The sequence below is a fragment of the uncultured Thiohalocapsa sp. genome (genome assembly GCF_913063425.1).
GTDB lineage: Bacteria > Pseudomonadota > Gammaproteobacteria > Chromatiales > Chromatiaceae > Thiohalocapsa.
On the sequence record NZ_CAJXYK010000037.1, the window covers coordinates 21,450 to 45,962 of the forward strand.

Sequence of the window (24,513 nt, forward strand, 5' to 3'; positions counted from 1 at the left end):
TCATCGTCCCAACGTCGACAATCGCAGGCCGAGCCAATGAGCAGCTCGTATGAGCAGGACTTTGTCTCCTGGACCCAGGAGCAGGCCGCGGCGGTGCGCGCCGGGGATCTGGGCCGCATCGACCGCGAGCACCTGGCCGAGGAGCTGGAAGAGATGGGGCGATCGGAGCAACGGGCACTGGCGTCTCGCCAAGGCGCAATCGGCGCTCCAAGGCTCTCGCTGCTGCCAACATCGACGCACAGCACCGGCGGATGGGTGACACCGCCAGAGCGGTGTCACCAGCGGCGGGACCAAGGCCGCGCTAAGCCTCGCCGCCGCTCCCTTTGCCGGCGGCCCGGTCCAGCGCCCTGAGCCGCGCCAGCTTCTCGCGGATCTTGATCTCAAGCCCCCGGGCCACGGGCTGGTAATAGCGCCGCTGGTCCATGCCGTCCGGGAAGTAGCGCTCGCCGGCGGCGTAGGCATCCGGCTCGTCGTGGGCGTAGCGGTAGGCGGCGCCGTGGCCGAGCTGCTGCATAAGCTTGGTGGGCGCGTTGCGCAGGTGTGCCGGCACCGCCAGCGAGCCGTGGCTGCGGGCGTCCTCCAGCGCCGCGTTCCAGGCCAGGTACACCGCGTTGCTCTTCGGCGCGCAGGCCAGATACACCACCGCCTGCGCCAGGGCCAGCTCGCCCTCGGGGCTGCCCAGGCGCTGCTGGGCGTCCCAGGCGTTCATGGCAAGCGTCAGCCCGCGCGGGTCCGCGTTGCCGATGTCCTCGCTCGCCATGCGCACGATGCGCCGGGCCAGGTACAGCGGGTCGCAGCCGCCGTCGATCATGCGCGCGAGCCAGTACAGCGCCGCATCCGGCGCCGAGCCGCGCACGGACTTGTGCAGGGCCGAGATCTGGTCATAGAAGGCATCCCCGCCCTTGTCGAAGCGGCGCACACCGCCTTCGATGACGAGCCGGGCGGCCTCGACGCCGATCTGCCCCCCGCCCCCGGCCGCTGTGCCATCAGGCCCCGACTCCAGCCCGAAGTCCGCCGCCAGCTCCAGCAGGTTCAGCGCCCGGCGGGCGTCGCCGTCCGCCGCGGCGGCGATGAGCGCCCGCGCCTTGGGCTCGATGCCCAGGTCCAGCGCGCCCAAGCCGCGCTCGGCGTCCGCGAGGGCCCGGTCGATGAGGCCCTCCAGATCCTCGGGCTCCAGCACCTTCAGGACATAAACCCGAGCGCGGGACAGCAGCGCGTTGTTCAGCTCAAAGGACGGGTTCTCCGTAGTGGCGCCGATGAAGACGACCGTGCCGTCCTCCACGTGCGGCAGCAGTGCGTCCTGCTGGGACTTGTTGAAGCGGTGCACCTCGTCGATGAACAGGATGCTGCCCTGCCCCGCCTGCTCCCGGGCGGCCTTGGCCTCCGCCACGGACGCGCGGATGTCCTTCACACCCGCCAACACCGCCGAGAGCTTCAGAAACTGCCAGCCGGACGCCCCCGCCAGCAGCCGCGCCAACGTGGTCTTGCCGCTGCCGGGCGGGCCCCAAAGGATCATCGAGTGGGGCCGCTCGCTGCTGAGCGCCCGTTGCAGGGGCCGGCCTTCGCCCAGCAGGTGGCGCTGGCCGATGACCTCGGCGAGGCTGCGCGGGCGCATGCGCTCGGCCAGTGGGGGGGCCAGTGGCGGGGCCGGCTGCGAAGCTGGCGGCGGGGCTTGAGAAACGTTACTGGTCATGGCAGCACCAGCTTTGCGCGGCGTCGGCTCTGGTGCAAGTGCAAGCTTGGCTCCGGCTGGTGCCACCGTCGGAGAGACCGGACAAGTATGCGCCAACCGCCGGCCGGACTGGTCTCGATGCTGGGGAATGGCCTCGATGCCAAGATGGGCAACAGCGCATCTGGGCTTGACGACGCCAAGCCGAGAACGCATACTGTGCGGCTTCACGCGCCCGTAGCTCAGCTGGATAGAGCACCTGGCTACGAACCAGGTGGTCGGAGGTTCGAATCCTTCCGGGCGCGCCATAAAATCAAGGGCTTAGGGGGCTTCCACCTACGCCCTTTTTCGTTGAGTCACCATAGAGTCACCACGCGGGGCGATTTCTCGGACTTGGGTCGCCGCTGCGGGGGCGGCGAACGGCGCAGACCCTGTCCGGTCGTCAGCCACAGCTCGCCAGCAGGCGCGGCGGCCGATTCCGGATACACGTATTGCAACCCATAGACGGAAAGGCGTCTCAGCAATTTCCGGTCCATCGATCAGAATCTATCGGTCACGAGTCGTGCTGGGTCGGCGCGGCGGGCCGGTGGCGGGCGCGGCGGCACCGTCCCATGGCCTCGTGCTGATTCTTCGCCGGCTCAATCTCCGGTTCGCGCCCTGGGGCGCTAACCTGGGACGCTAACCTTGAGGGGTGTCCACGCGCGTGCGCGCGCGTGTACTGGGCGCGAAATTACTCAGGGAGCGGCTTGGGCTTCGACGACACGTTACCCGGTAGCGCCCTGTCACTGCCTCGGCGCCCAGAGCCTCCTGGAGGCCCTGCCTAGGGTCGAGGGCAACCCGCAGAGCGCGTCGAGCAAAGCGTCGCAACGATATCATCCCAAACTTGAGGAAAGCCTGATGATTCGACTGGTGGGATTGACGATTCTGCTACTCGCAGGCCCAGCCTACGGCGGTTTCTTCGATTTCCTAGACACAAGGGAAACGGCTCGAAACTAGCCGCAGAAGACATCAAAAAGGATTCGGAGACGCGAAGAGAGCCTACTGGACTCTTCGGTACTGGCTTATGTCTCCCGACGAATTATTAGACATCTGCACGCTTTGCGAACCCCATCCCATCGTGCCCCACCAGTATCGTGAAGCTCGAAAAATCGCGGGCCTCGATGTCGCAGTGAATTATCAGTTTGAACCGCGTGACGATACTGCCCCGATTCTTATAAGGATAACCATCTCACCCTTGTTTGTCGGAAAGACGGCGGAAGACCTCTGGCCCGACTACTTAAGAGTTCGCGAGTGGATCGACAGTAATGTATGCCAACTACCTGAGCCTGAATTAGACGCGAACCATGCTGACTACGATCAAGCAAGATCCGCACGCAGAGCTTTCACGAATACTTACGTCATGCATGCGCTAGTCACCACGCGCGGCCAAACGGTTCACTTCTTGGTTTTGCAGAGGATCTGACCGTATGGCTGGGCTGGACCGGCGAATCGAGGTCTTCGCAGCGTCCGGCGGGTTTGGGTTCTTCCCGGATACGGGAATCTGCGCGCAGACTCCCAGGTCACCCATAGCACTCCTTGGGGATTTATGCGCGCATCCGCGACGAGGCGAACCGGAAGCGGGCTGAGGCGGCGAGGGAACAGCACGAAGTCAGCAATCCGCGAGCTGGACAAAGCCTGTTATGGTCCCGCCTCAACTTGAGGCGACACCAGAACCATCGCCATCTGCGCGCGACTATCAAGCCGAGGCAGAGCGCAAGTCCGCAGCCGCCAAAGCCGCCCAGATCGGCGTCAGCCGCGCCGCTGTTGAGCGGGCTGAGACTCCTCGCGCGCGCGTACCGCTCCCGAAAGCACGCGGGGCGCGGCTTGGGCTCGGCGCCGCGTTACCCGGTAACATCACGGGCACCGCCTCGATAGGCGAGTCTCTGCGGGGCGGGCAGCGAATCGGTCAACGCCGCGTCGGTGCGCTCCACGGCCAACGCCAGGGCTTGCTGAAGCGTCACCCCGTGCCAGCGCGCCAGGCGCCCCAGGGTGCGCCGCGTTTTCATGTCGATGATGATCGTCAGCCGCACGTCGCCGCGCGCCAGCCGGGCATCACGATAACGCCGTTGGCGCTCGCGCGCGGGCATTGCTGTTGCGGCGCGCGTCTGGTCGGGTTGTTGTTGCATTGTTGGCAGCCTCGCCGTTTTGGGCGGGTTTGGTCGGGCGTAGAAGTCCACCTCAGCGGCCACGCTGTCGCCGCTCGGGGGGTTGGGTTGGCGTGCCATGCGTTGGCCTCTCGATGTTGCGAAGAACTGCATCGCGCTCGCTCGCGGGTAGGCGCAATGCCGCCAGAATGAAGCGGCGTTGACGACTGGGTAGGCGGCTGAACAGGTCGGCGACCTCAAGCGCCTCCCCATCCAACGCGGTCGCTTGCTCGGTCGGGACGAGGAAATCCAACTCGGCGGCAATCCGTGCGCGGGTCGGGGACTTGGGTCCGCGTCGGCTCATTGGCTCGGCCTCCAGTCGCGACAAGGATGCTCAGCATTCGGCCACAGCGCCGGCGTTCGGCGGCTCGCGGGAGCGCCGATGCGGCAGCGACCGATGCCGGCGCTGCTGCCGACGGTGTTGGGCTCGAAGTGCCCGCAGTTCGCACAGGTGACGGGCGCAGCCGGTGCCGTTTGTGCTGGCTGCGGGGGCCTGGGAACGGGCTTGCCGGCGGCGACGTTGAAGCACCACGGGCAGGCGATGACGCGCGCCGGGGCGCCGGGCCAAAGCCAGACCGGGCCGCAGCCGTCGCAGATTGCCGTTTGGGTGTAGCTCTCGGGGCGTTCCCCGCCCTCGCGTTGCCAGCGGATTGATAGCGCCAGGGCGAAAGCGTCGAGGGCCTCGGGGTTCGCTTCGAGTTCGGGCCAATCGTCGCCGGCCGCCGCCTTGAGTTCGGGCAGGTCGAAGCCGTGAATTTTCTGAAAAGGGCCGGTTGGGGCAGTGTCGAAAGTGTCGATACTCGGCTTTGAGGGGGTTTCGACACTTTTGGCACTAGGCGAACCGGGCATTTCCGAAAAATTCGCCGCATCGTCGAGGGTCCGCAGTCGGTCCAGAAACCTCATTGCCGGGCACCTCGCAGCGCCGGGTTGACGGTGTATCGAACCGTCGGGCGTCCGGGGCCTTGGGCCTTCTCGCCGCGGACCCTGCCGAAGTCCTCAAGGGTCGCCAGTGCCGCCGCCGTGCCTTCGCGGTCGAGGCCGCGCCAGTGGTTGCGGTAAACGTCCTTTGCCGTGAACGGCTCGGGCAGGCGCAGCAAACGCCGGTCCAGCTCGCGGGCCGAAAAAAAGTCGGGCGCCAGGGCGGGGGCATAGATGCGCCGGGCGTGCGATTCCAGGTAGTCGCACCACGCCAGGGCGCGCAGTAGCGACGGCTCACCAACGGGGCCGCGCTCAACGTCCGTCAGGTGGAACAGCAGCGCCAGGGACGGGGCAAGGCTTCGATATTTCGCCAGGTGCGATTCCAAGGCGGGCGGCAGGTCCTCGGTCCGCAAGCGCCGCTCAAGGTCCGCGCGCCAATCGTCGAACAGGGCTTGGGCCGCCGGATCGAACCGAAGCCAGGGCAGGCGGTCGCCTTCGTCCTCGGTCGCGCCAATGGCCGCCGGGTCGAGGGTGTCCAGTCGGTCAAATACCTGCCGTGCGGCTTGCCGCGCGTTCGAGTCTGGCCAGCGGTCCACGTTGACCCATGCGGCGGGCGGATCGGGCCAAACCGCGACCTGGAAGCGTTGCAACAGGCCATCGTCGCCAGCGCCGCCGCGTAGGGTCTCGGTCAGGTAGTCCGCCAGGGGGCCGGGCTGGATGCCGCCTAGGATCGATACACAGGCCGCTTCAATCTCGACGGTGCCGCGGCCTATGCGGTCGAACACGAAGCCGCCCGTGCCGTTCCAGGCTTCCAGATAGAACGCGCGGGTGCCTTCCCTGCCTTCGCGGTCGAGGCTTCGCAGGAAGCCCACAAGCTCGTCACGGAACACCAGCACGCCGCGGGGGTTGTCGCGCAGCAGTTCGCCTAGCTTCTCAACGGTGGCGTCGCTGGTCTTGTAGCGCCGCCGGGCCGGTGGCTCGGGCTCTTCGACAGACTCGCGCGCCAGGGCTTCAGCCATGGTCTTATCGTTGGCCTTGACGGCTTTCTGTAGCTTCGTGGTTGCCTCTTTGGCATAGGCCGCGCTAAGCGCCAGCGCCGCCTTGTGCTCCTTCTCAGCTTCCGCGTGCGCGTCGCGGGCCTTCGCTTCGAGGGCATCAACAGCCTTCATCGGCTCGGCAAGCGCCGGGCTCTTCAGCAGCGACGGCCGCCCGATGATGCCGCCCCACAGGTTCGGGACAACGGTCCAATCGTCGCGGGCCTTGGGGCGAATACCGACTTGCCGTCCGACCACGGCCGCCAGGCAGACAACGGCCGCCGCCGCCGGGTAGTCCGGGGGGCATTGCATGCGCTCGGCAATGTCAACGATCCAAGGCCGCAGCGCCGCCGGCAGTAGCTTCGGGTCGAAGGCTTCGACGGGCGGCAGTCCTTCGGGCAGGTCCTCGGGCTCGGGCCAGGCGTCCACGTCGCGGAAGTCCGCCGCTGCATTGGCGGGCGCCTTGGCGTCGTTGACCGCTTCCCGTACCGCCTCGGACCCTACTAGGCAGGCCATGTCGTTGAAGTCGGTCGCCCCCTGCGGTGGCTCGGCCCCAAAGTCCGGCACCGCCAGCAAGCCGCCGACCTCCCGCGCGGCCTCAATGGCGTGAGGATCGGGCTCTCCGCTGTCCTTGGCCAGGTCAGCCAGGACGATCAGCTCAGCCGCCGGGTAGCGTGCGCGCATCGTCTGAGCAACGTCGGTGAGGTTGCCCGACGCCAGCGCGGCGACAACCGGGTGTCCGGCCGCCTCGCGGGCGCTCAGGACGGTTGCAACGCCTTCGCCGACCAACAGCGTCAACCCGCCGCCGTCGTTCTCCGGTAGTCGCTGCGCGGCCCAATAGCCGCCCTTCTTGGTGCCGCGTCCAGCCAGCGCCGTCTTGCGGCCCGCTTCGTCGATCAGCTCAAGGGTGGATAGCCGCCCGTCGCGCATGACGGGCACCACCAGCAGCCGACCGGCGAAGCGCTCACCGCGAGCCTTGGGCGTGTAGCCGATCAGTGTTTCAACCTGATCCGCCGGAAGCTCCCTCATGGTCTCCGTCGGGTGAACGGACTTGCGCCGCAGATACGGGTGGTCGGGTTGGGCTTGGCTCGCGGCCTTCCAGATGCGTTGGGCTTTGTCGGCGGTTCCCGCGCGCTCGCGCTCGACCTCCGCGTCATCAGCGACGCTTGGTCCTCGCGGCGGTCGTGGGCGCATCGGCGCGGGGCCTCGGTCATGCCCATTGGTTGGACTCCAGCCGTGGGCCTTGGCCTCGTGGAACAAGGTTCCGATGCCGACGCCACCGTCGAGCCTGATCGACTTCCAAACGGCGCGGGCGTCCCTCTCGCTGTAGTTGTCGGCGCCCTGGGACCAGTCGTCCCAAGGCTCGAAACCGGCATCGCCAAGCTCGGACTTAATTGCCATGCCGAGCCGAAGCCACAGATCGCGGTCGTCCGCTGGGACGTGCGCCAGGGCAGCGCGGATGCGTTGCGGGTCGGCTTCCGCCAGGCGCCGGGCGCGGGGCTCTGCGGTATTATTGCCGGGTCGGTCGCTCGCCGATGTCACCTTTGCGCCCGCTCCCGATATGCAGTCGGGGCGGGCGTATTCCGTTACGTTGTTCATGGCCCCCACCTCAAGTCGCGGTATTCGCGCGGGTGTTCTCGGCGAGCCAGGCGCCCAGGTCCGCCGGGCGATAGCGGACGTTCGAGCCTAGCTTGATGAACTGAGGGCCGCCGCCGCGGACGCGCCAGGCTTGAAGAGTGCGATGGGAAAGGTTCAGGTAGGCCGCCGCTTCGCGCTCGTTCATCAACGCGGGGGCGGGGGTCGTGCTGTGGTTTGTCATAGCGCTTGGTCCTGCTATCAGTTGCGATTGCAGGGCTAAGTCTTGCGCGGGCTCTCCGCACTTAAAACACGGACATCTAGCTGCGGATAGGGAAGGGCGTGATGTTTCTGCGGGTGGATTGCAGGTCTTCGGTTGCGGTTCCAACCCAGTAACTCGTCGGGCACTCACTCAATGCTTGTTCAACGCGACGTATACCGCAACGGAATAACTGAGCGACGCGTTTCTTTGCGCGCTCCCGATGCCCGTCACCGGTATCCGTCCGCTCATGCAGGGCAACGCACATTGATATTTCGATGTTTCGGGCAGTTCGAGCGGAAGCCGGCTCAGCGGAGCCGCCGCGCGGCTTCGCCCATCCGAACGCCACGTCCGGACGAACAATCTGATAGTCGCTTTGGCGACGAACAATCTGATAGTCGCTTTTCTGCCCGGTCATTCGCAATGCGACCACGCGAGCAAACCATACGGAGAACTCATGCAGCGGAACCGGCTTGTCCCTGTCACGACACGGCGCCGCATCAATACCTCGGTGTTCCGCCGATGCGAAGAACTCACAGAGTCGGCTGAATACGGTCTTGATGACTTCGGGCTCGTCGCTGCCCTCGAAGACGAACAGCAGGGCGCGCAGCGCTTCGCAGCTCAGTTCAGGGCCGGCGAGGATGCGGTTGAGCCACGCGGAGAACTCGTCTAGCGGGACCGCCTCGGACCTATCGCGACACGGCACCGCATCAATGCCTCGGTGTTCCGCTGATTCAAAGAATTTGCACAGTTTGATGAATACGTCTTGGACAATCTTGGGCTTGTTGCTGCCCTCGAAGGCGCGCAGGAGGCTGCGCAGCTCTTCGCAGCTAAGTTCAGAGTCGAACGTCGGCATGGTCGCGTACCTTCAGGCGCGGGCCTTTGAGGGGGCAAGCCAGGGCGGTGAAGGGGCCGCCCGTTCGGGGCCTACCCAAAAACAGGCCATCACTGGACTGGGTGACGGTGATTGGCATCATTTCCCCACGACAAGGTCCGCGCTTCCGCGCGCGGGCGCGGCGGAGTAGACCTTGAACCAGCCGTCCAAGTCCTCTGCGGGCAACGTCTCGCGCAAGGCTCGGACGAACTCAGCGTCGCCGGTGGACTCCCAGGACACATCTTTGAAGACGAGCTTCACCGCCGGCTCAATGACGCGCATGCCTTTGACGCCATCGCGAATCTTGGCCTTGATCTCATCGGGCTTCGTTTGCGTGCCGGCTCGTGCAGGAGCGGCCGACTGGCGGCGTAGCACTAGGTCCGTGATTTGCTTCACCAGGTTGTCTTCGTCCTTGTGGACTGCTTCGCGGAACCCGGCGACCCATGCCTTGAGTACCTTTTCAAAGGCGTCGATCTCTGCCTGGAACTGCGGCTTGTCCGCGCGTCGGATCAGCAGCCCGAAGCCGCGCATCCGGTGCAGGTAGCGCTTCAGGATGTCGTTCCAAACCTGCTTGATCTCGGCCTGGGTCATGGGTGTCAGCAGGGGTTTGCCTCGCTTGTCGAATGCGAGTTGCCCCTGAATCATGGCTTGAACCGGGATTGGCACGTCCGCCTGTTTCGAGAACGGCCGAATCTTGGTGTCGAAGAGTTCCGCGAGGTCGTCCGAGACATCCGCGTTCAACAGCAGGCTGGACACCTTGGTTTCGCGCTCGGTCCATTGCGCGCCGCGTAGCGTGCATTCGACGAACTGCACCTTGGTGGAGAACACGCGGGCCATGCGGGACAGGTTGACTGGGGCCGGCGGGTTTGCGGCCAGCGCTTCCATCGTCTCTTTGGCGCGTTCGGCGCTGAGGGGCTCGCGCCCGATCTCCATGTCCGTGAGAACGGTGTTGGAGGCGCCCGACCCCACGGCAGCGTCGATGTGTTCGGACAGGTTGGTTACGCTGTCGAGCCGGATGCCATTGGGCTCGCTGGGCGGGATGCTGTCAGCCTTGCTCGGTGCCGGGCCGTTCTCGACCGACTTGGGGGTGGGTGCCCACATCAGGATGGTGTCGTCGGCGATCAGGAGCCCGAGCCGCACGCCTGGCTCGGAGCGCACGGTGACGTTCGGGCGCTGCACCAGTTCGGCGAGCAGCGCGGCGCCCTTGGGATCGCCGTAGCCGACCCGGTAGGCGTCTTCGTCCGGGTCGAGGATCAGGGTGATTTGCGGCCCCGGTTGCGGGTCGGTCAGGGTGCTGCTTGCTTCGGCGACAACCCCGGCCAAGCCGGGCGCCACCAGAACGACGCGCGAGCGTGCGCCCGCGATGGTGTCCGCCAGGGCTTGGTCCGTAACTGCCGTGAAGGTCTGCATCGGCTTCTGTCTCCCGTCTTCGCTCAATCCTCTGCTGGTTACGGGCGCTGTTGTGGGCCAAGGCGCGCGCCCGTGCCGTTGAGAAGCGGATCGAGGTTGAGCGGGTCATACCTCGGTCAGTGCTGGGTCTCCAGCTTCACCACGGCGCGGGAGCCGGTGGCGCTGGCGTAGCGCTCCAGCGTGCGCAGGCTCGGCAGGCTGCGCCCGCTCTCCAGCCGGGCGACGGCGGATTGCGAGGTTCCCATGCGCTCGGCAACCTCGGTCTGGCTCAACCCGGCGCGGGTGCGTGCGGCGATCAGCTCGCGGGCGAGGGCGAACTCGGGCGCCAGGGCGTCGTACTCCGCGCGGGTCTGCGGGTCGTCCAGCAGGCGCGCCTTCAATTCGGCAAGCTCAGTCATCGGTCAGTCTCCGCAGACGGTTACGGGCGGTCTCAAGGGCCTTGCGCGGGGTCTTCTGCGTCTTCTTGATGAACACATGCAGCACGGTCAGCCGTTGCCCGGTGCGCGCGACATAGACGGCGCGGGCGATGCCGTCGCGACCGGTCAGGCGCATTTCCCACAGTTTGCCTTCCAGGTGGCGCACGTGCGGCATACCGACTTGCCGCGGGCCGAATGCCTCCAGCAACTCGGCAACGTGCAGGAAGCGGGCGCGGATGTCGGGCGGCATGGCCAGCAGCTCCGCTTCCGCGGCAGGGTCCAGGTCAACCGTCCAGGCCATCGCCTATCTCGTTTTTGATATGGTGGACCAATTGGTGCATCGGCGCAATGCCTCGGGGTCTGGTCAGCCGTTCGCGGCGGCTGGTTGCCGTGCGAGCATGGGCGGGGCCTCGTCGTCGAGGATGTACCGCGGGCAGGCTTCAGCGGTTGCCGCGCGGGTCTTGTGGTGGTGCGGGCTGCGCGGGCTGATACAGCCGCCGGCCGGTGCGTTGCGGAAGTCCTCGGCGAAGAACACGCAGGTTCCACAGCAGGCAGACGGGGCCGGCAGCTTGGCGACCTTCGCCGTGGGGGTCAGGCCAGCCGCGCCCATGATGCGGGCGCCGTGCTGCTCTAGGGCGGTCCTCACGTTGTCCTCGCCGAAGCGGGCGTATACCTGAGTCGTCGAAGCGTTGGAGTGCTTCAGAACCCGGCCGATAAGGTGCAGGCTGTTACCGGCTTGCGCGAGCCAGCTTCCAACGGTCCGCCGTAGGTCGTGCAGTCTCACGTCATCGATTGCCGGCGGCAGGTCGAGGGCTTCCGCCGCCGCCGCTTGGCGAATCTCGGCAAGGCTGGGGGTCGGGGTCCAGTCCTTCGCAGCGTGCTTGCTTTTCGCCGCCGCGCGGGCCTCGGTCAATCGGTCGATCAGGGCCGACACCTCGGGCACTTCGCGCCAACGGGCCAAGGTCGCCGCGGTGCGGACGCGGTTCCAGGGCTTCGAGATATTCACCAGATGGGCGCCGGCCTTGGCGCCGGGCAGGAGGTAGGGATTGCCGGGGGTCCGCGGAATGTCGCGCAGCAGCGCCAGGGCGGGGCCGCTCAAGGGTAGGTAATGGGTGCGCCCGGCCTTGGTCTCGGGAAGCCGCAGGGTGCCGCGGGCCTCGTCCACGTCATCCCATCGGGCCTTGAGTAGTTCCGACTTCCGCGCGCCCACCAACAGATACAGCCACAGGGCGTGGCGGGCGCTCTCGTTTGGCTCGGCATTGATGGCCGCCGCCAGGTGCGGCAGTTCCTCGGGCGTTACCCATCGGTCGCGCTTCTCTTCCTTGTAGTCGTCAATGCCTTGGGCCGGGTTCGGGTGGCCGTCTTCGACGAATCCCCACTTCCGGGCAAGCTCGAACATCCGCGCGACAAGCTCGCGAACTCGGTTCGCTTCGTAGGGCTTGCCTTCCTTGGTGCCGATGCGGGAATGCAGCGCCGCCACGTCCGCGCGTCGAACCGCCTTCACCTTCAGGGCGCGCCATGCGGGCAAGACGCGGGAGTTGATGCGCCGCTCGTCCTCTTGCCAGCTCTTTTTGTGCGGCTTCGCGTAGCGTTCGAGGTAGGCCGCGCACAGGTCCGCGACGGTCTCGCCGCGCGCGGATTTCTGCCGCTCTTCGAGGGGGTCCGCGCTGCCGGTCTCGATCTTCGCCAGTTCCGCGCGGGCCGTCTTGCGGGCTTCCGCCAGGCTGAGGGCACCATACGCGCCAAGGGTCATCATCCGCTTTCGGCCGTTGACGCGGTAGGACAGCACGAACGACCGCTTGCCGCTCGGCAGCAGACGCAGGCCGAAGCCGGGCACCTCGTCATCCCACAGCACGTGCCGGCTCTTGCCGTCGCCTTCGTAGCGTGCCGCGTCGATTGCTCGCTTGGTCAGCTTCACCCTGTATCACCTCGCTTTGCTGGGGCCGGTTTCGTGTCACCAGTATGTCACCACGCGGGGTGGTGACACGTGGTGACACGTCGCAAAGCATAGCACAAGGCAAATTGTTAAGTTACTGTTCCGTATGGTTCTGTAGTAATCCAGAGAAAACGGATGTAGGCTCGACTCTCTGGCTACGAACCAGGTGGTCGGAGGTTCGAATCCTTCCGGGCGCGCCATATTGACAAAGGGGTTGCAGCCGTGGCTGCAACCCCTTTTTGTTTCGGCAATGCGCTGCGGCGGCATCGAGTGCAGCGCTGCGGAAGGGAAGATCCGAGGCCGGGTAATCATGCGCGGTCGGCGGACTGAAGTCCGCCGTACCCAGGGGGCCGACTGACGTCTGCATACCCGGGGACGCTCTCGCGATCGCCGCAGCGGTGCACTGCTTGTTGGCTTGCCCCCCTTGCGTGGCCCCCAGGGGTTTGGCAGATGGACGCACGACGCAGCGTTCGGGATCGATGGGCTGCCGGGGCAAGCTGTTGCTGCTTTGCCTGCGCGGCGAATTGCGGTTTTGGCGCGTACCGCCCTGTCCTGTCCCGGCAGCTTCCTGCCCAGCCGCTGCGTCGAACGGGCAAAGAAAAAGCGGCATCCCTGCCGCCGTGATCCCTCACTCCCACTCAATGATCAGTCGCCGGGATCAGTCCCCGGAGCCGCCGTGGCAGAGGACACAGCCCACGGGCTCCCCGCGCGCCACCTGCACCAGCTCACCCTCGTTGCTCAGGGTGCGGTGTGTGGCCGCCCGGGAGAGGACGGTGCCCTGCGAGTTGCCCCGACCGGTGCCGCCGTGGCACGCGAAGCAGGCTTCGGCGTTGTTCTCGGCGATGTTTTCATGGCCGCCGTCGGAGAAGTCGGTGTCGCCGACGACGTGCATGCCGTGCGGACCACCGAGGGCATCGCCGGGGTTGGGCTCCCAGCCGTCGCCATGGCAGGTGGCGCAGTCGCTCAGGGTGCCGCTGTGGCCCTGAAGCTGGTTGGCGGCCACGTTGTCGTTCAGCATGGCCGGCCCATCGATATCCCATTCCGCATGGGTCGCGCCGTGACAGCCCTCGCAGAAGACGCCGCCGTGTCCGGTGCTGACGCGATAGAGCTGGGGGTTGCCGGCGCCCGGGTTGGCGAAGGTGGTGCCGTCCGCGTTCTCGAAAGCCGCGGGCACTCGCGGCTCGGCGAAGCGACCGTTGCTGGGCACGATGGGCATCGCCTCGCCACTGCGGTAGGCCTGGATGAGGCGGATGCCGTCGGCGTTGCCGGCCGAGTCGAAGCCATTGGTCCGGGTGCCGTTGGTGCCGGCCAGGTTGTCGGCGGCGTCGCCGGTGTGGCAGGAGCCGCAGCCCGGCTCGTTGGCCCAGGGCACGCGCTTGCTGAGGTCCGCACCCGCCGGGAAGGGCGTGGCGGCTGACAGGCCAGCGCTGAAGTCGTCACCCACCTGCATCAGCCCGCCGTGACAGTCCTGGCAGACCATGCCACCGTCGGCCATGGCGCCACGCAGGCACTTGGTGCGGCTGCCGGGGTGGCATTGGTAGCAGGTCTCCTCCAGCAGTCCGATGCGCTCCTGGTGGTTCAGGGGCAGCCCGGTGCGGGGGTCCTCCTGGGCCATGGGCGCCGGCATGGTGGGAAAGACGCCGGTCTGGCCGTGACTGTAGTGCATGACGCGGGAGTTGGAGGCGTGGATGCGCTGCACGCGCCCGTTGGCCGCCGGGTCCGGATTGTCGGCATCCCCGCCGAGGGGCCCGAGCTGGGCCAGGTCCAGCGCCGGCGTGTAGTGGCAGGTCTGGCAGACGGTGGGCTCGCCCTGCTCGAGCGCCTTGTTCGCCAGGCAGTCGGCGTCGCCGTTAGGGGTCTGCGGTGTGATGCCCTCGCAGGGCGTTGCGTTGCCGGCGCTGTCTCGGTACTGCGTGCCGTGCTTGACGTCGTGCAGGCGCAGGATGTTCACGTCGGCGGCGTACTCGACACTCACGCTCGGCGGCACGCTGCCGGCGAGCTCGTCCAGGGTGCTGTCCTCCACGGGCAGCTCGGCGTCCACCAGGGGCTGGTTGGCGGCGCCGGCATAGGGGCTGTCCGGCACGTCCAGCGGGCTGCCGTGGCAGTTCTTGCAGCTGGCCTCGCCGGAAATGGGCAGCACGGTATCGACGGACGCGTAGGGGGCCTCGCCCGCCCCGTCGAAGGGCGGCGTTGCGCCCTCGGGCACCGCCTGCACCCGCACCAGCGGATAGGGGTTCTCACGCCCGAAGTCGTCGAAGGCCGCCAGGGGGATGCCGGCGCCTTCGAGCCAGTTCACGTCCTCCGCAATGTACCCGAACGGGAAATCGATGAAGAAGGGCTTGTGCTCGTAGTGCTCCAGCACCTGCTGCGGCAGGTTCTCGACATAGGGGTTGCCGATGCCGGGCATGGCGTGCTGCACGGCGACAAGCCCCTCGTCGCCGCTGCCGACGACACCGTCGTGTCCGATGTAAAGCTCTTCCACATTGGGCACGGGCAGGCCCAGCCCCGGCGGCACGGCGAGTGGCGTCACCACGGGCGGGTAGAAGGCGTCGTAAGCGCTGATGACGTCCCAGAAATTGGTCTTGTAGACGCCGTTGTCGGTGACACCGGTGAAGGCGGCCGGATCGAGCAGGATCGGGTCGATGGGATTGGAGGCCGCGGAGTAGTACAGGTCCACGTCCGCCGGCGGCACGATGCGCGGCGCCTCGCCGGCGCTGCCGCGCGCAATGACCTGCGCCAGCAGCACCTGGAACGGCGGCAGGATGCTCGCGACCCGGGTGTCCAGATCGCCGCAGTGCATGCCGAGGTCGTTCACGGCCACCACGCGATGGCCGCCGGTGCCGCCGATGGGCTGCTCCGGAACGGACAGATCAGCACAGAACGGCTGCACCCCGCCACCGACGAGCTCGCCACAGCTCTGGCTCGTGGAGTTGATGGACACATTCTGCGGGTCGCCGCCGCCCTGCAGGTCTGCGCCGGTGCCCCCGTCGCCGGTGCCCCCGTTGTTGGCACCGTCGTTCGCACCGGAGCAATTGTCGGGTGCGTCGTGGACATCCCGCTCGGCCGTGGCGGAGTCGGTCTCCACCCGCACGCGGCAGGGCACGGCGGTCGGCGAGGACAGGGAAAAGCGAAACTCGCCGTCATCCCGGGCGCGGCCCTCGCCGATGGCAAAGCCGCCGCCGGCGTCGAACAGCGTCAGGATGGCCTCGTCTTCGGCGCCGCTGCCGCGGATCTGCAGTCTGCTGTCGTCAGCATCCCAGCGCGCGGTTTCGATCCGCAGCTCGGTGTGATGTCTGTACTCGTCGTCCTCGTCGTCGTGATCGTGCTCGTCTCTGGAGGCAAGGGCATTGCCCGTCGTCAGCATCAGGACGAGCCACGCGGTCGTGAAGACCGACGCGAGCGCTCGACCCGCTTGTCGTTTTGGAACCATCTGGGACCTCTTTGGGCGTTATCGGGTGGGTCGTCGTGCCGCTGTGCGGGCAACGGCTGCCGCGTCCTCCTGTCGTGCTCACTGTTCGCCGGCGGCTGCATCCGGCATGCGCTGCCCACCTCGCGCGCATTCGGCGTCAACCCGGCGTTGTCGCCCGCGCTCCGGCTGTGGCGCCCGGCCCGCCGCTTCGGGGGCACGGCGCCCGGCGCTGCCGAACCGGGGGGGAAGGAACGGCGGGCGCCGGGCGCAGGCGGGTCAGACACCTTGCCGGGGCGCGGACGGGTACAGCCTAGGCGGGCCTTGATTAAGAAATCCTTAAGTACCCCGGCATGCGCTCGGGGTGCGCAAGCGCGGCAAAGGGCGCAACGGGCGGGTTTCAATGCGCTTGCGGGAGGCCTGAGGACCGTCCCGGCGGATGGGCAGGCGGCAGAATCAGAACGATGAGCGGTACATGCTGCGGCAGCTCCGGCTCGGGCGGGGCGGCAGCATCGGCAGTCAGGGGCGGGACGCGAGCCGCGTCTGCGCCGGACGGCGCACCGGGGCGATGGTCAGCAGAGGAAGGGCCTTGCCGTCATGCACCGTCGGCACGCGGCGGCCGACGGCCTGGGCGTGGACAACGGCTCAGTCAGCTTGCGGCACGATCCAGTCCGTGACCGCGATGAGCGCGTCATCGGCGGCCGGGTCGAAGCGGGTGATGTAGGCGCCGTGCGAGGCGAAGCGCTGCCCGGGGGCAATGGCGGTGCGCTCGTAGATGGAGGTATAAGTCGCGTTCTCCGTCATGTGCTCCAGCTTCTCGATCAGGTAATCCCGCACGAAGAAGCCGCGCATCACGCGCAGCGCACCGCCGGTGAGACTGAGCGCAAAGAAGGCGTTCGCCTGCTCGCGCAGCGCCTGCGGAGCATAGATACCTTTGGCGCGCAACCAGCCCGTGGAGCGCACCAGGAGCCGCGATCGCTCCGCCGGCAATGCATGTGCGTGTACCAGGCGTGCCCGCTCGCGCACCGCAGCGGGCATGGCCCCGGGCGTCTCTCCATACAGGGCCGTGGACAGGTACAGGCGGCGCAGCCCCGCGGCCGCGCCCGACGCCCAGAGGCCCTGCAAATCCGCGCCGTCGAGCCAGGCCACCAGCACCCCGCCCGCCGCCTGCCCGGCGATGGCCTGCCAGCGGTCGGCGTCTGGGGCCGCGCCCGCGGGTATGGCGATCTCCGTCACATCGCCGCCACGCGCCCGCACCTGCGCGGCGAAGCGCTCCGCCGGGGCTTGGCTGCGGGGCGCGTTGGCACGATAGACCTGCACCAGGGGCCCATCGAGCAGACCCTCGTCTGCCAGGTGCCGGGTCGCCACGTCCGCCTCCAGACCCAGACCGCGGCTGAGATACACGGTGTAGAAGCCCGGCGCAGCCGTCGCCGGCAGGTCTGTGGACGGGAAGAGACAGGGCAGCGCCTGGGCCTCACAGAAGTCGTGGACCGGCTGCCAGGGGCCGTCCACGAGCCCGCTGATAACGGCGAACACGGGCCGCTCGGCTTGCTCTGCCGCGAGCTGCGCGGGCCAGGATTCCGGCGCACCCGCGAGCGTCCAGACGTGCAAGTCCCATTTGCGGTAGGGCTCATAGGCCCAGGCCTTGTGGCGCGGCGCATGGGCCGCGCGGCGGCTCTCGTTGCGGGTCTCGACATTCTTCTGCGCAAAGAAGGCCTCGAGCACGTCCAGAAAGGCCTTGCGCCGGGCGGGCTCGACGCCGTCCGAGACGATGGTCGCGAAGTGGATGGTTTTGTCGTCGACGCCTGGATCCGGTGCCGTGTTCAGCGTCTTCAGGTAGGCGACCAGCAGGTCCAGCTGCCGGTCATCCAGGGGATAACGCGGCATCAGCGGATCGAAGGGCTCGCCGTCGGCGCCGATGCCGTCGCGGATCGCACGCTTCAGCGTGGCGTCCGTGTACGGCGGGCGCAGCACCGGCGCCAGCGGCGGCTTGCTGGTGGGCGTGCGCAGGGGCGCGTAGAGGATGTCGCCGGTCACCGCCGGCACCACCTCCTGCCCCTCGGTGGCCCCGAGGCCGCTGCGCCGGTGGCACCAGCCGCAGGTGACCTGCTGCCCGCTGAGGGCGATATCGCCCTGTACCAGCCCGCGCATGGGCGCACCGGACGGCAGGACGCCGTCGTGGTAGATGCGCGCACCCGCAGCCGCGGCCTCACCCCCGGCCGCGGCTGTCGTCGCTGCCCCCGGCACCTCGCCCGCCGCAGGCCAGCCGGATGCCCAGGCGTCGGCGCAGGCGAGCAACAGGACCAGTGGAGCGCTGCGGACAATCTGAGGCCAGGCGATCATGCGCCATCGGTGGACTGAACACAGAGCCGGTATCTGAACCACGAAGATCACAAAAAATACGAAGGGCATCCGCAGGATAGACAAGTCCAGGCAGCCAGCCAAAGGGGGTGCGAAGCCGCAACGAAGCCGTACTTCAAGTCGTGCTCGTTCGTCGCGCGCTGCTTCGTGATCTTCGTGTCCTTTCTGGTGACCTGCTCCTTTTCGGCTGAAGGCTGACCGCCCCGGGATGCCGACTGAAGTCGGCGTACCCGGGCGGTCTCGCGACAACCGCAGTGGTGCATCGGAACACTGACAGGGGCTCGCATGCTGATCGGGGCGCCGGCCCGAGCCACTGCGCAGCATCGCCGATGCTTGGCGGCATGCTTATGGCGTCAGCTCCGCCGCTGGGTCAGGAATCAGCGCCGGCGGCTGATTGCAGTCCGGATAGCCCACGCCGTCGCAGACGAAGACACAGGTGAAATCGCCTTCGTAGGTGGCCGACAGGTTGACGTCCTCCACTTCGACGCAGCGCGGGTCGTTGTTGGCGGCCGCCGCCAGTGCCTGGTCGCGTACGCTGCAGGCACGATTGGTCATGCGGGCGCCCTCGTTGAAATCGAGGACCGTCGTGGTGCACACGTTCCTGTTGTCGGCGCACAACTGCACATTGGCCGCGGTACAGTTGGGGTCCATGCAGACGCTGCACACGGCGTTGGACCGCCAGAAGTCCACAAAAAAAGTGAAGGCGTCTGTCACCGGTCCGATCTCATAGGGCACGTCCACGCATTCGCCCTCCGCCAGGCTCAGATCGCTGTAATCCCCCGTGTAGGGAAAGCGCACGATGGAGCCGACGCCGCCGGACGGACTCAAGGGATCTGCATTCAGGACTTCGCCGCTGGTGAGCTCGACGGTGCGGGATTCGATACCGGCTCCCACGGCTCCGGCACTCAGGTTATTCCCGTTACAGACGGTGGCGGTGAAATAGAAAGTGTCGCTGTCCGGGTCGTAAGCGAGGCCGGTCAATGCCGGAACCGGCGGCATCAGATCCCCGTTGACGATGCCCGCCGCCGAATCACAGGCATCGCCTATGCCATCGCCGTCGCTGTCTTCCTGTGCGGGATTGGGCAGCAGCGGGCAGTTGTCGTCGATATCCGCAATTCTGTCCCCATCGGTGTCGGTGTCGATACTGGCCTGGGCGAGCCTGAAGTCATCGCTGAAAATGAGCTTGGCATCGCCGATTTTGGCCTCGGTTTCCATCACCTGAAACCTGGTGAAACCGCGGGTATCGATGACGCCGAAGAAATGGAAGCTGTTGTCATTGAGTGGCCCGAGCTCGACGACGGTGCCGTCGATGACCATCACCAGGCTGGCCGGGACAGTGGAGGTCCTGATCCAGCCGCCCGCCGCGTACAGCGGCCAGCTCGGGTCCGCCAGGGTGCCCGCAACGCCGTCGCGGAGCCAGCACTGCTCCGGTGGATTGTCCACGTCGCACAGGGAGATGGTGCCGGAGGCGAAGCCGTGCTCCGGGTCATACACCCCCCAGCCGCCCGTGCGTGCAGCGCCCAGGCCGGTGGTGATCTCATTCTCGTCGTGATTGGTGGTCCAGATGATGCCCTGACTGGTGACGCTCGGTGCGGTGTCCGGGTCGCGCGCCCCACCCCACACGGCGTCGTCCTCGAACCCCTCGGAGAATGTCACGTAGCCGAGTGCGTCGATCTGGTCCAGATAGGCCGCCTCGGTGGTACAGACGAACACGTCCGGGCCGCCCGTACAGGCCGCAGACAGGGGCCCGCCGGCCAAGGCCATGGCGACGACCGCCCCGGCCGGAATAAAGAGCTTGCTGCGCTGTTGCACCTGGACTCACCTCTCGTGTGGAAATAGGACCGCTTTCATAGCCCGTCCGGAGACAACCGGCAATCAGCGCTTCCCCCAGTCGGCCCGACAGTCAGACGGGCCTTGTGATGCAATCGCCGGAATCAGCGGGCCACCAGGCGCCGGTACTCGGCGACGATGTCCGCGGCGCTGGCAATGCCGTCGAGACGCACCCAGGGATCGTCCGGCGAGCGGCGCATCAGCGTCGTCGGCTCGTGATTCATCTTGTTGCCGCGGTAGACGTCGAAGGCCTTCTGCACGGCGATGAGCTCGTCCATGTCGCCGGTGAGAAATTGCCACTGGTCGCCGGCGCCGAATTGCGCTGCATAGGCGCGCAGACGTGCCGGGGTGTCGTATTCCGGATCGATGGAGAACGACAGCATGCGCACCTCGGATGCCTCCGGGCCCAGTTCATCCTGCACTTTCGCGAAGGTGGCGCTCATTACGGGGCAGATGGTGGAGCAGGTGGTGAAGATGAAATTGATCAGCACGGGCTTGGGCACCGCCAATTCCTCCACCAGCGTGGTGGGGCTGCCGTCCATGGACACCAATGCATGGTCGGTCAGCCGGTACTGATGCTCGGAACGCTCATACTTGCGGTTCGCCAGCATCGCCTGATGTTTGGCATGCGCATCATGGCCCTCGCCGTGGTGGCCATGGGCGTGGTGTCCATCGCCCGCATGCGCATCCTGAGCATCGGCATGCCCGGCGTGGACGTCGTGCGTCCCGGCGTGATGGGCATGCGGGTCGGCCTCGGCAAGCTGTACCCCAGCCGGCGCGCCGTGCCAGGCCGCAGGGACCGGCGTCTGGTGCCCGCCCGCCGCCATCACCGACGGCGCAGCGACCACGGCTGCGGCCGCAAGACAGGCAACGGTGGCCGGGAGCAGGCAACGGCAGGGGGCCGCCAGGACAGGGAAGGTGCAAGGCATTGTCGTGACTCCGAAGTTGGTCAGGCTCTGGCGATGCGGGCCGTGCTGGGGCCGGTGCTGGGGGCGGAGCTGCAAGCCTTGGGTCGGGTGCACCCGGCCCGCGTGGGCGCGGGATGCAGCACCGGCGTCCACTGCTGCTTGCTTGGCAGGGTCGCCCCTCAAGGCCCGCAGCCCGTGAGCCTGATGTTGCTGAAGACGCTCTCGGCCGAGGGGTTGGACACGTCGTGGTCGGCGACGAAGACCAGCCGGCTGAAATCGCCGGCAATGAAGTCCCCCACCGGAATGGTGTAGGTCACGACGCCCGCGCCATCCGCGCCGGCCGGGTAGGTATCGAACTGCTCAATCCCCCAGGCCTGCGTGCCGTAGAGCTTGAACGTGGTATCGGCGCTCAGGCCGTCATCGACGTCGAAGCCGATGCCGTGGATCTCACCCTGGCTGGCGCTCGCGAAGTCGAGCCTGAGCGTGGTTTCCGGCCCCACCCGGCAATCCAGCAGCACCTGCTTCCAGACGTTGCCGGCGATGGCGAGCCCGCTGCCGCCGTCGCGCACCTCGAGGTCCCCGACCCCGTCCTGGCTGCCGCCGTAGCTCAGCACGTCCAGCGTCACCGTCACGCCCTCCACCGTCACGTCGAGCGTCGCCTGGGACGGCGTGTTGACGCTGATGTCCCAGAACACCGATTCGCCGCTTGGATCGCGTACGTCGTGATCCATGGCGAAGACGATCCGGTCGAAGCTCCCGGTGAAATAGGCGCCCACCGGAATCCGGTAGGTGACCGCGCCGTTGGCATAGTCGTTGAAGGCCTGTTGACCCCAGCGCTGCGTGCCGAAGAACTGGAAGGTGGTGCTGGAGCTGATGCCGTCGTCCTGGTCGAAGCCGATGCCGTGGATCTCGCCCTCGGCGCTGCTGCTGAAGGTCACTTCGAGCACCGTATCGGCCGCCACCCTGTACGCGGCGTCCAGCTGGACCTTCTTCCAGCCGTTGCCGACGATGCTGAGCCCCGTCCCCCCATCGATGATGGTGGCGGTTGCGTCCCGGTCCTGGGAGCCGCCATGACTCAGGACGTCGTAGTGCCGCAGCACGCCGTTCAGGGTGACCCCGAGCTGCGTCGCCACGGCGCAGGCATCGCCGACGCCGTCACCATCGGCATCCGCCTGTGAGGCATTGGCCGTTGCCGGGCAGTTGTCGCAGCGGTCCCCGATGCCATCGCCGTCCGCATCCGCCTGATCGGGATCCGCCGTGAACGGGCACAGGTCCGCTGCATCGCTCACGCCGTCACCGTCGGTATCCAGCTGGCTCGGGGAGCACCCGTTCGCATCGGGCATCTCGTCGTCCGGCGTACCTGCGCAGGCGTCGAGGTCGTCCATGACACCGTCCCCGTCGCTGTCGAGCTGGCTCGCCGAACAGCCGTCAGCATCGACGACTGCACCCGCCGGGGTACCCTGACAGGCATCGAGTGCGTCGGTCACGCCGTCACCGTCGGCATCGAGCTGGCTCACCGAACAGCCGTCGGCATCGACAGCCTCACCTGTTGGCGTATTCGGACACTGATCGAGCGCGTCGCTGACACCGTCAGCATCGCTGTCGAGTTGGCTCGCCGCACAGCCGTCGGCATCGACGACCGCACCCGCCGGGGTTCCCTGACAGCCATCGAGTGCGTCGGCCACGCCGTCACCGTCGGCATCGAGCTGGCTCGCCGCACAGCCGTCGGCATCGACAGTCTCTCCCACAGGCGTAGACGGACACTGATCGAGCGCATCGCTGACGCCGTCACCGTCGCCGTCGAGCTGGCTCGCGGCACAGCCGTCGGCATCGACCGCCTCGCCGTCAGGCGTGTCGGGACAGGCATCGAGGTCGTCGCCGACACCATCGCCGTCCGCATCCGGCGGGTCGTCGTCCAGGATGGTGATGGTGGCGCTGGTGGGTCCGTCGCCCTGTGCATCCAGCAGCTGGAGCTCGAAGGCTTCGTCGCCCTCGAACAGGTCGTCGTCCAGGATCGGCACGGCGAGCGTCCGGCTCACTTCCCCGTCCGCGAAGATCAGCATGCCGCTGACAGTCTCATAGTCGCCGGTGATGCCCTGATCCGGGTCGCCGGCAACCGCGGTGCCGGGGACGGTGGTGTAGTCCACCGTCAGCTCGCCGCTGCTGCCACCGTTGCGCAGGACGGTCAGGGTCACCTCCGCCACGGACTCCGCGATGCTGTAGGCATCGCTCTCCAACGCAAGCGCCCCAGGCTCGCCGCCGCCGCCACCGCCGCCGAGGGCCGCCTCCAGGTAGTCGTGGGCGGCCACCAGATCGATGCGCCCGTGGCCGGCCGTGTTGTCCGGCCCGGGCGACTCCAGATCCACGGCGGTGGCCACCAGGGCCTCCTCGATCTGCGAGATCGTGGCGTCCGGGAAGGCCCCCATCAGCAGGGCCATACCGCCGGCCACATGGGGCGCGGCGAAGGAGGTGCCGGAGACGATGGTGTAGAAGCCCGGCATCCGGTCGGTGGTGAGCACCGACTCGCCGGGGGCCACCAGGCGCGGATAGATCCCGCCGCCGCAGGCGCCGGGTCCGCGGCTGCTGAGCAGATCGATGTTGTCATACGCGTCCAAGGAGCCCACGGCCACCGTGGCCGGATCATTGCCGGGACTCACGCTGGTCCCGCTGTCCGGGCCATAGTTGCCGCCCGCAAAAACCAAGGCAATCTCGGCGGCCTTCAGCACCGCGATGTCCTGCGCGAACTCCTGCACGCACTCGCCCACGTTGCTGCCGAGGGCCCAGGAGCCGTTAACCACGTCCGGCGCGTCGTCCGTGGCGGGGTCGCCGTCCGGGTCCAGCAGCCATTGGAAGGCCGCATGGATGCCGCTCAGGGTGGCCTGGTTGGCATTGTCGAAGATGCGGGCGGCGATCCACTGCGCATCCGGGGCCACACCCACCTGGTAGCCGCCGGCGGCACCGCCCACCATGAGTCCCAACACCTGGGTGCCGTGCCCGTGCGCATCGCCCGGGCTGGTGTAGGCGCCGCTGCTGTCGAACCAGCTGTTGTCGCCGCCGCGCCAGCGCGGACCCAGGTCCGGATGCGTGGCATCCGCGCCCGTGTCCATGGTGGCGACCACCTGGCCGAGCCCGGTGTGGCCCTGCGCCCAGAGCGCGGAGGCACCGATGTTGTCCAGATTCCAGAAGTTGGGGGCCGTGGGTGCTATGCCGTCGCCCGGGCCCTGGATGACGGCGTCCAGCTTGACGGATTGGATGCCGGGCAGCCGGGCAAGCCCCGGCACCAGATCCGCCGGCAGGCTCGTCGCGACGGCGTTGATGATCCACAGGTCCTTGACCTCGGCATCGACGTCATTGTCGGCGAGGTAATCCGCGACAGTGAGACGGTTCTCCCGGGCTGCGTCACGCAACGCCTTGCGCAGCTCGCTGCGCTTCAGCGCCTTGCGTGCCGCCTTGCGCGCCTTTGGGTCCGGGTACCGCTGCTTCAGCAGGCGGTTCAGATCGCGCGAGAACTGCTTGAGGTCCACGCCGTCGGCGAGCTCCACGATCACGGGCACGGTGGCCGCAGCGTCGACGCTCTGAAGCCTCGCCTCCAGGTCCGAGGTCATGACCGCGGCCGCCTTGCCGGATGTCGCCGGCGGCGCCGCCCAGGCCGTGGCCAGCGTCGCGAGGGCCAGGGCACAAACCAGGGCACCCAGCAGGGTCAGGGTGCGCATACTGCTGCTGCGGGCCATGAT

At 67.5% G+C, this 24,513-nt stretch carries 15 protein-coding genes, 1 tRNA gene and 3 pseudogenes; 3 read left to right on the forward strand and 16 right to left on the reverse strand.

Annotated features, from left to right (window positions below):
- Positions 1 to 36 precede the first annotated feature (36 nt).
- Positions 37 to 351, forward strand: coding sequence for a DUF29 domain-containing protein (locus QZ607_RS25925; RefSeq protein ID WP_367268222.1), 315 nt, complete (start codon positions 37 to 39; stop codon positions 349 to 351).
- Here QZ607_RS25925 and QZ607_RS18020 read toward each other — a convergent pair.
- Entirely contained in the window at positions 302 to 1,615 is a 1,314-nt protein-coding gene (locus tag QZ607_RS18020; protein WP_295885516.1) for a replication-associated recombination protein A, read from the reverse strand. The two genes, QZ607_RS25925 and QZ607_RS18020, sit on opposite strands and share 50 nt — an antisense overlap.
- A gap of 285 nt (positions 1,616 to 1,900) precedes the next feature.
- Here QZ607_RS18020 and QZ607_RS18025 point away from each other — a divergent pair.
- Positions 1,901 to 1,977, forward strand: a tRNA-Arg gene (locus QZ607_RS18025).
- A gap of 755 nt (positions 1,978 to 2,732) precedes the next feature.
- Complete coding sequence (locus tag QZ607_RS18030) at positions 2,733 to 3,131, forward strand: hypothetical protein (RefSeq protein WP_295885518.1); 399 nt, start codon at positions 2,733 to 2,735, stop codon at positions 3,129 to 3,131.
- 418 nt (positions 3,132 to 3,549) lie between these two features.
- Here QZ607_RS18030 and QZ607_RS18035 read toward each other — a convergent pair whose 3' ends face one another.
- From QZ607_RS18035 to QZ607_RS18105, 15 genes and pseudogenes are all read right to left on the reverse strand, one after another.
- Positions 3,550 to 3,933: a hypothetical protein gene (locus tag QZ607_RS18035; RefSeq protein WP_295885520.1), complete on the reverse strand. Its 384-nt coding sequence runs from the start codon at positions 3,931 to 3,933 to the stop codon at positions 3,550 to 3,552.
- A 219-nt stretch (positions 3,934 to 4,152) separates the two neighbouring features.
- Entirely contained in the window at positions 4,153 to 4,755 is a 603-nt protein-coding gene (locus tag QZ607_RS18040) for a hypothetical protein (RefSeq protein ID WP_295885522.1), read from the reverse strand.
- Complete coding sequence (locus QZ607_RS18045) at positions 4,752 to 7,403, reverse strand: DUF3987 domain-containing protein (RefSeq protein WP_295885524.1); 2,652 nt, start codon at positions 7,401 to 7,403, stop codon at positions 4,752 to 4,754. Before QZ607_RS18045 ends, QZ607_RS18040 begins: the two co-directional genes overlap by 4 nt.
- A gap of 10 nt (positions 7,404 to 7,413) precedes the next feature.
- Positions 7,414 to 7,623: a helix-turn-helix domain-containing protein gene (locus QZ607_RS18050; RefSeq protein WP_295885527.1), complete on the reverse strand. Its 210-nt coding sequence runs from the start codon at positions 7,621 to 7,623 to the stop codon at positions 7,414 to 7,416.
- A gap of 76 nt (positions 7,624 to 7,699) precedes the next feature.
- Positions 7,700 to 8,494: a hypothetical protein gene (locus QZ607_RS18055; RefSeq protein ID WP_295885529.1), complete on the reverse strand. Its 795-nt coding sequence runs from the start codon at positions 8,492 to 8,494 to the stop codon at positions 7,700 to 7,702.
- 117 nt (positions 8,495 to 8,611) lie between these two features.
- Entirely contained in the window at positions 8,612 to 9,922 is a 1,311-nt protein-coding gene (locus QZ607_RS18060; RefSeq protein WP_295885532.1) for a hypothetical protein, read from the reverse strand.
- Positions 9,923 to 10,038: 116 nt separating this feature from the next.
- Positions 10,039 to 10,320, reverse strand: coding sequence for a helix-turn-helix transcriptional regulator (locus tag QZ607_RS18065; RefSeq protein ID WP_295885534.1), 282 nt, complete (start codon positions 10,318 to 10,320; stop codon positions 10,039 to 10,041).
- The gene (locus QZ607_RS18070; RefSeq protein WP_295885536.1) at positions 10,313 to 10,639 is read right to left on the reverse strand and encodes a type II toxin-antitoxin system RelE/ParE family toxin; all 327 of its coding nucleotides are present in this window, start codon (positions 10,637 to 10,639) and stop codon (positions 10,313 to 10,315) included. Before QZ607_RS18070 ends, QZ607_RS18065 begins: the two co-directional genes overlap by 8 nt.
- 63 nt (positions 10,640 to 10,702) lie before the next feature.
- Positions 10,703 to 12,256 (reverse strand): site-specific integrase, encoded by a 1,554-nt coding sequence (locus tag QZ607_RS18075; RefSeq protein ID WP_295885538.1) that lies wholly within the window; start codon positions 12,254 to 12,256, stop codon positions 10,703 to 10,705.
- 676 nt (positions 12,257 to 12,932) lie between these two features.
- Positions 12,933 to 15,704, reverse strand: a complete 2,772-nt coding sequence (locus QZ607_RS18080) for a hypothetical protein (protein ID WP_295885541.1) — start codon at positions 15,702 to 15,704, stop codon at positions 12,933 to 12,935.
- 621 nt (positions 15,705 to 16,325) lie between these two features.
- On the reverse strand, positions 16,326 to 18,023 hold the full coding sequence (locus QZ607_RS18085) for a hypothetical protein (RefSeq protein ID WP_295885543.1): 1,698 nt from the start codon (positions 18,021 to 18,023) through the stop codon (positions 16,326 to 16,328).
- A gap of 1,047 nt (positions 18,024 to 19,070) precedes the next feature.
- A pseudogene (locus QZ607_RS25930) lies at positions 19,071 to 19,187 on the reverse strand (thrombospondin type 3 repeat-containing protein); the annotation flags it as partial.
- A 788-nt stretch (positions 19,188 to 19,975) separates the two neighbouring features.
- A complete protein-coding gene (locus QZ607_RS18095) occupies positions 19,976 to 20,800 on the reverse strand; it encodes an SCO family protein (protein ID WP_295885547.1) in 825 nt (274 codons plus the stop codon).
- 1,115 nt (positions 20,801 to 21,915) lie between these two features.
- Positions 21,916 to 22,164 (reverse strand): annotated as a pseudogene (locus tag QZ607_RS25935) (thrombospondin type 3 repeat-containing protein); the annotation flags it as partial.
- Positions 22,165 to 22,236: 72 nt separating this feature from the next.
- A pseudogene (locus QZ607_RS18105) lies at positions 22,237 to 24,510 on the reverse strand (S8 family serine peptidase); the annotation flags it as partial.
- Positions 24,511 to 24,513 lie beyond the last annotated feature (3 nt).

Excerpts from the sequence above, each read along its gene's own strand:
- QZ607_RS18060 (WP_295885532.1), bottom strand. The coding sequence starts at position 9,922 with ATGCAGACCTTCACGGCAGTTACGGACCAAGCCCTGGCGGACACCATC.
- QZ607_RS18030 (WP_295885518.1), top strand. The coding sequence starts at position 2,733 with ATGTCTCCCGACGAATTATTAGACATCTGCACGCTTTGCGAACCCCAT.
- QZ607_RS18070 (WP_295885536.1), bottom strand. The coding sequence starts at position 10,639 with ATGGCCTGGACGGTTGACCTGGACCCTGCCGCGGAAGCGGAGCTGCTG.
- QZ607_RS18055 (WP_295885529.1), bottom strand. The coding sequence starts at position 8,494 with ATGCCGACGTTCGACTCTGAACTTAGCTGCGAAGAGCTGCGCAGCCTC.
- QZ607_RS18080 (WP_295885541.1), bottom strand. The coding sequence starts at position 15,704 with ATGGTTCCAAAACGACAAGCGGGTCGAGCGCTCGCGTCGGTCTTCACG.
- QZ607_RS25925 (WP_367268222.1), top strand. The coding sequence starts at position 37 with ATGAGCAGCTCGTATGAGCAGGACTTTGTCTCCTGGACCCAGGAGCAG.
- QZ607_RS18040 (WP_295885522.1), bottom strand. The coding sequence starts at position 4,755 with ATGAGGTTTCTGGACCGACTGCGGACCCTCGACGATGCGGCGAATTTT.
- QZ607_RS18035 (WP_295885520.1), bottom strand. The coding sequence starts at position 3,933 with ATGGCACGCCAACCCAACCCCCCGAGCGGCGACAGCGTGGCCGCTGAG.
- QZ607_RS18095 (WP_295885547.1), bottom strand. The coding sequence starts at position 20,800 with ATGCCTTGCACCTTCCCTGTCCTGGCGGCCCCCTGCCGTTGCCTGCTC.
- QZ607_RS18050 (WP_295885527.1), bottom strand. The coding sequence starts at position 7,623 with ATGACAAACCACAGCACGACCCCCGCCCCCGCGTTGATGAACGAGCGC.
- QZ607_RS18045 (WP_295885524.1), bottom strand. The coding sequence starts at position 7,403 with ATGAACAACGTAACGGAATACGCCCGCCCCGACTGCATATCGGGAGCG.
- QZ607_RS18085 (WP_295885543.1), bottom strand. The coding sequence starts at position 18,023 with ATGATCGCCTGGCCTCAGATTGTCCGCAGCGCTCCACTGGTCCTGTTG.
- QZ607_RS18065 (WP_295885534.1), bottom strand. The coding sequence starts at position 10,320 with ATGACTGAGCTTGCCGAATTGAAGGCGCGCCTGCTGGACGACCCGCAG.
- QZ607_RS18020 (WP_295885516.1), bottom strand. The coding sequence starts at position 1,615 with ATGCGCCCGCGCAGCCTCGCCGAGGTCATCGGCCAGCGCCACCTGCTG.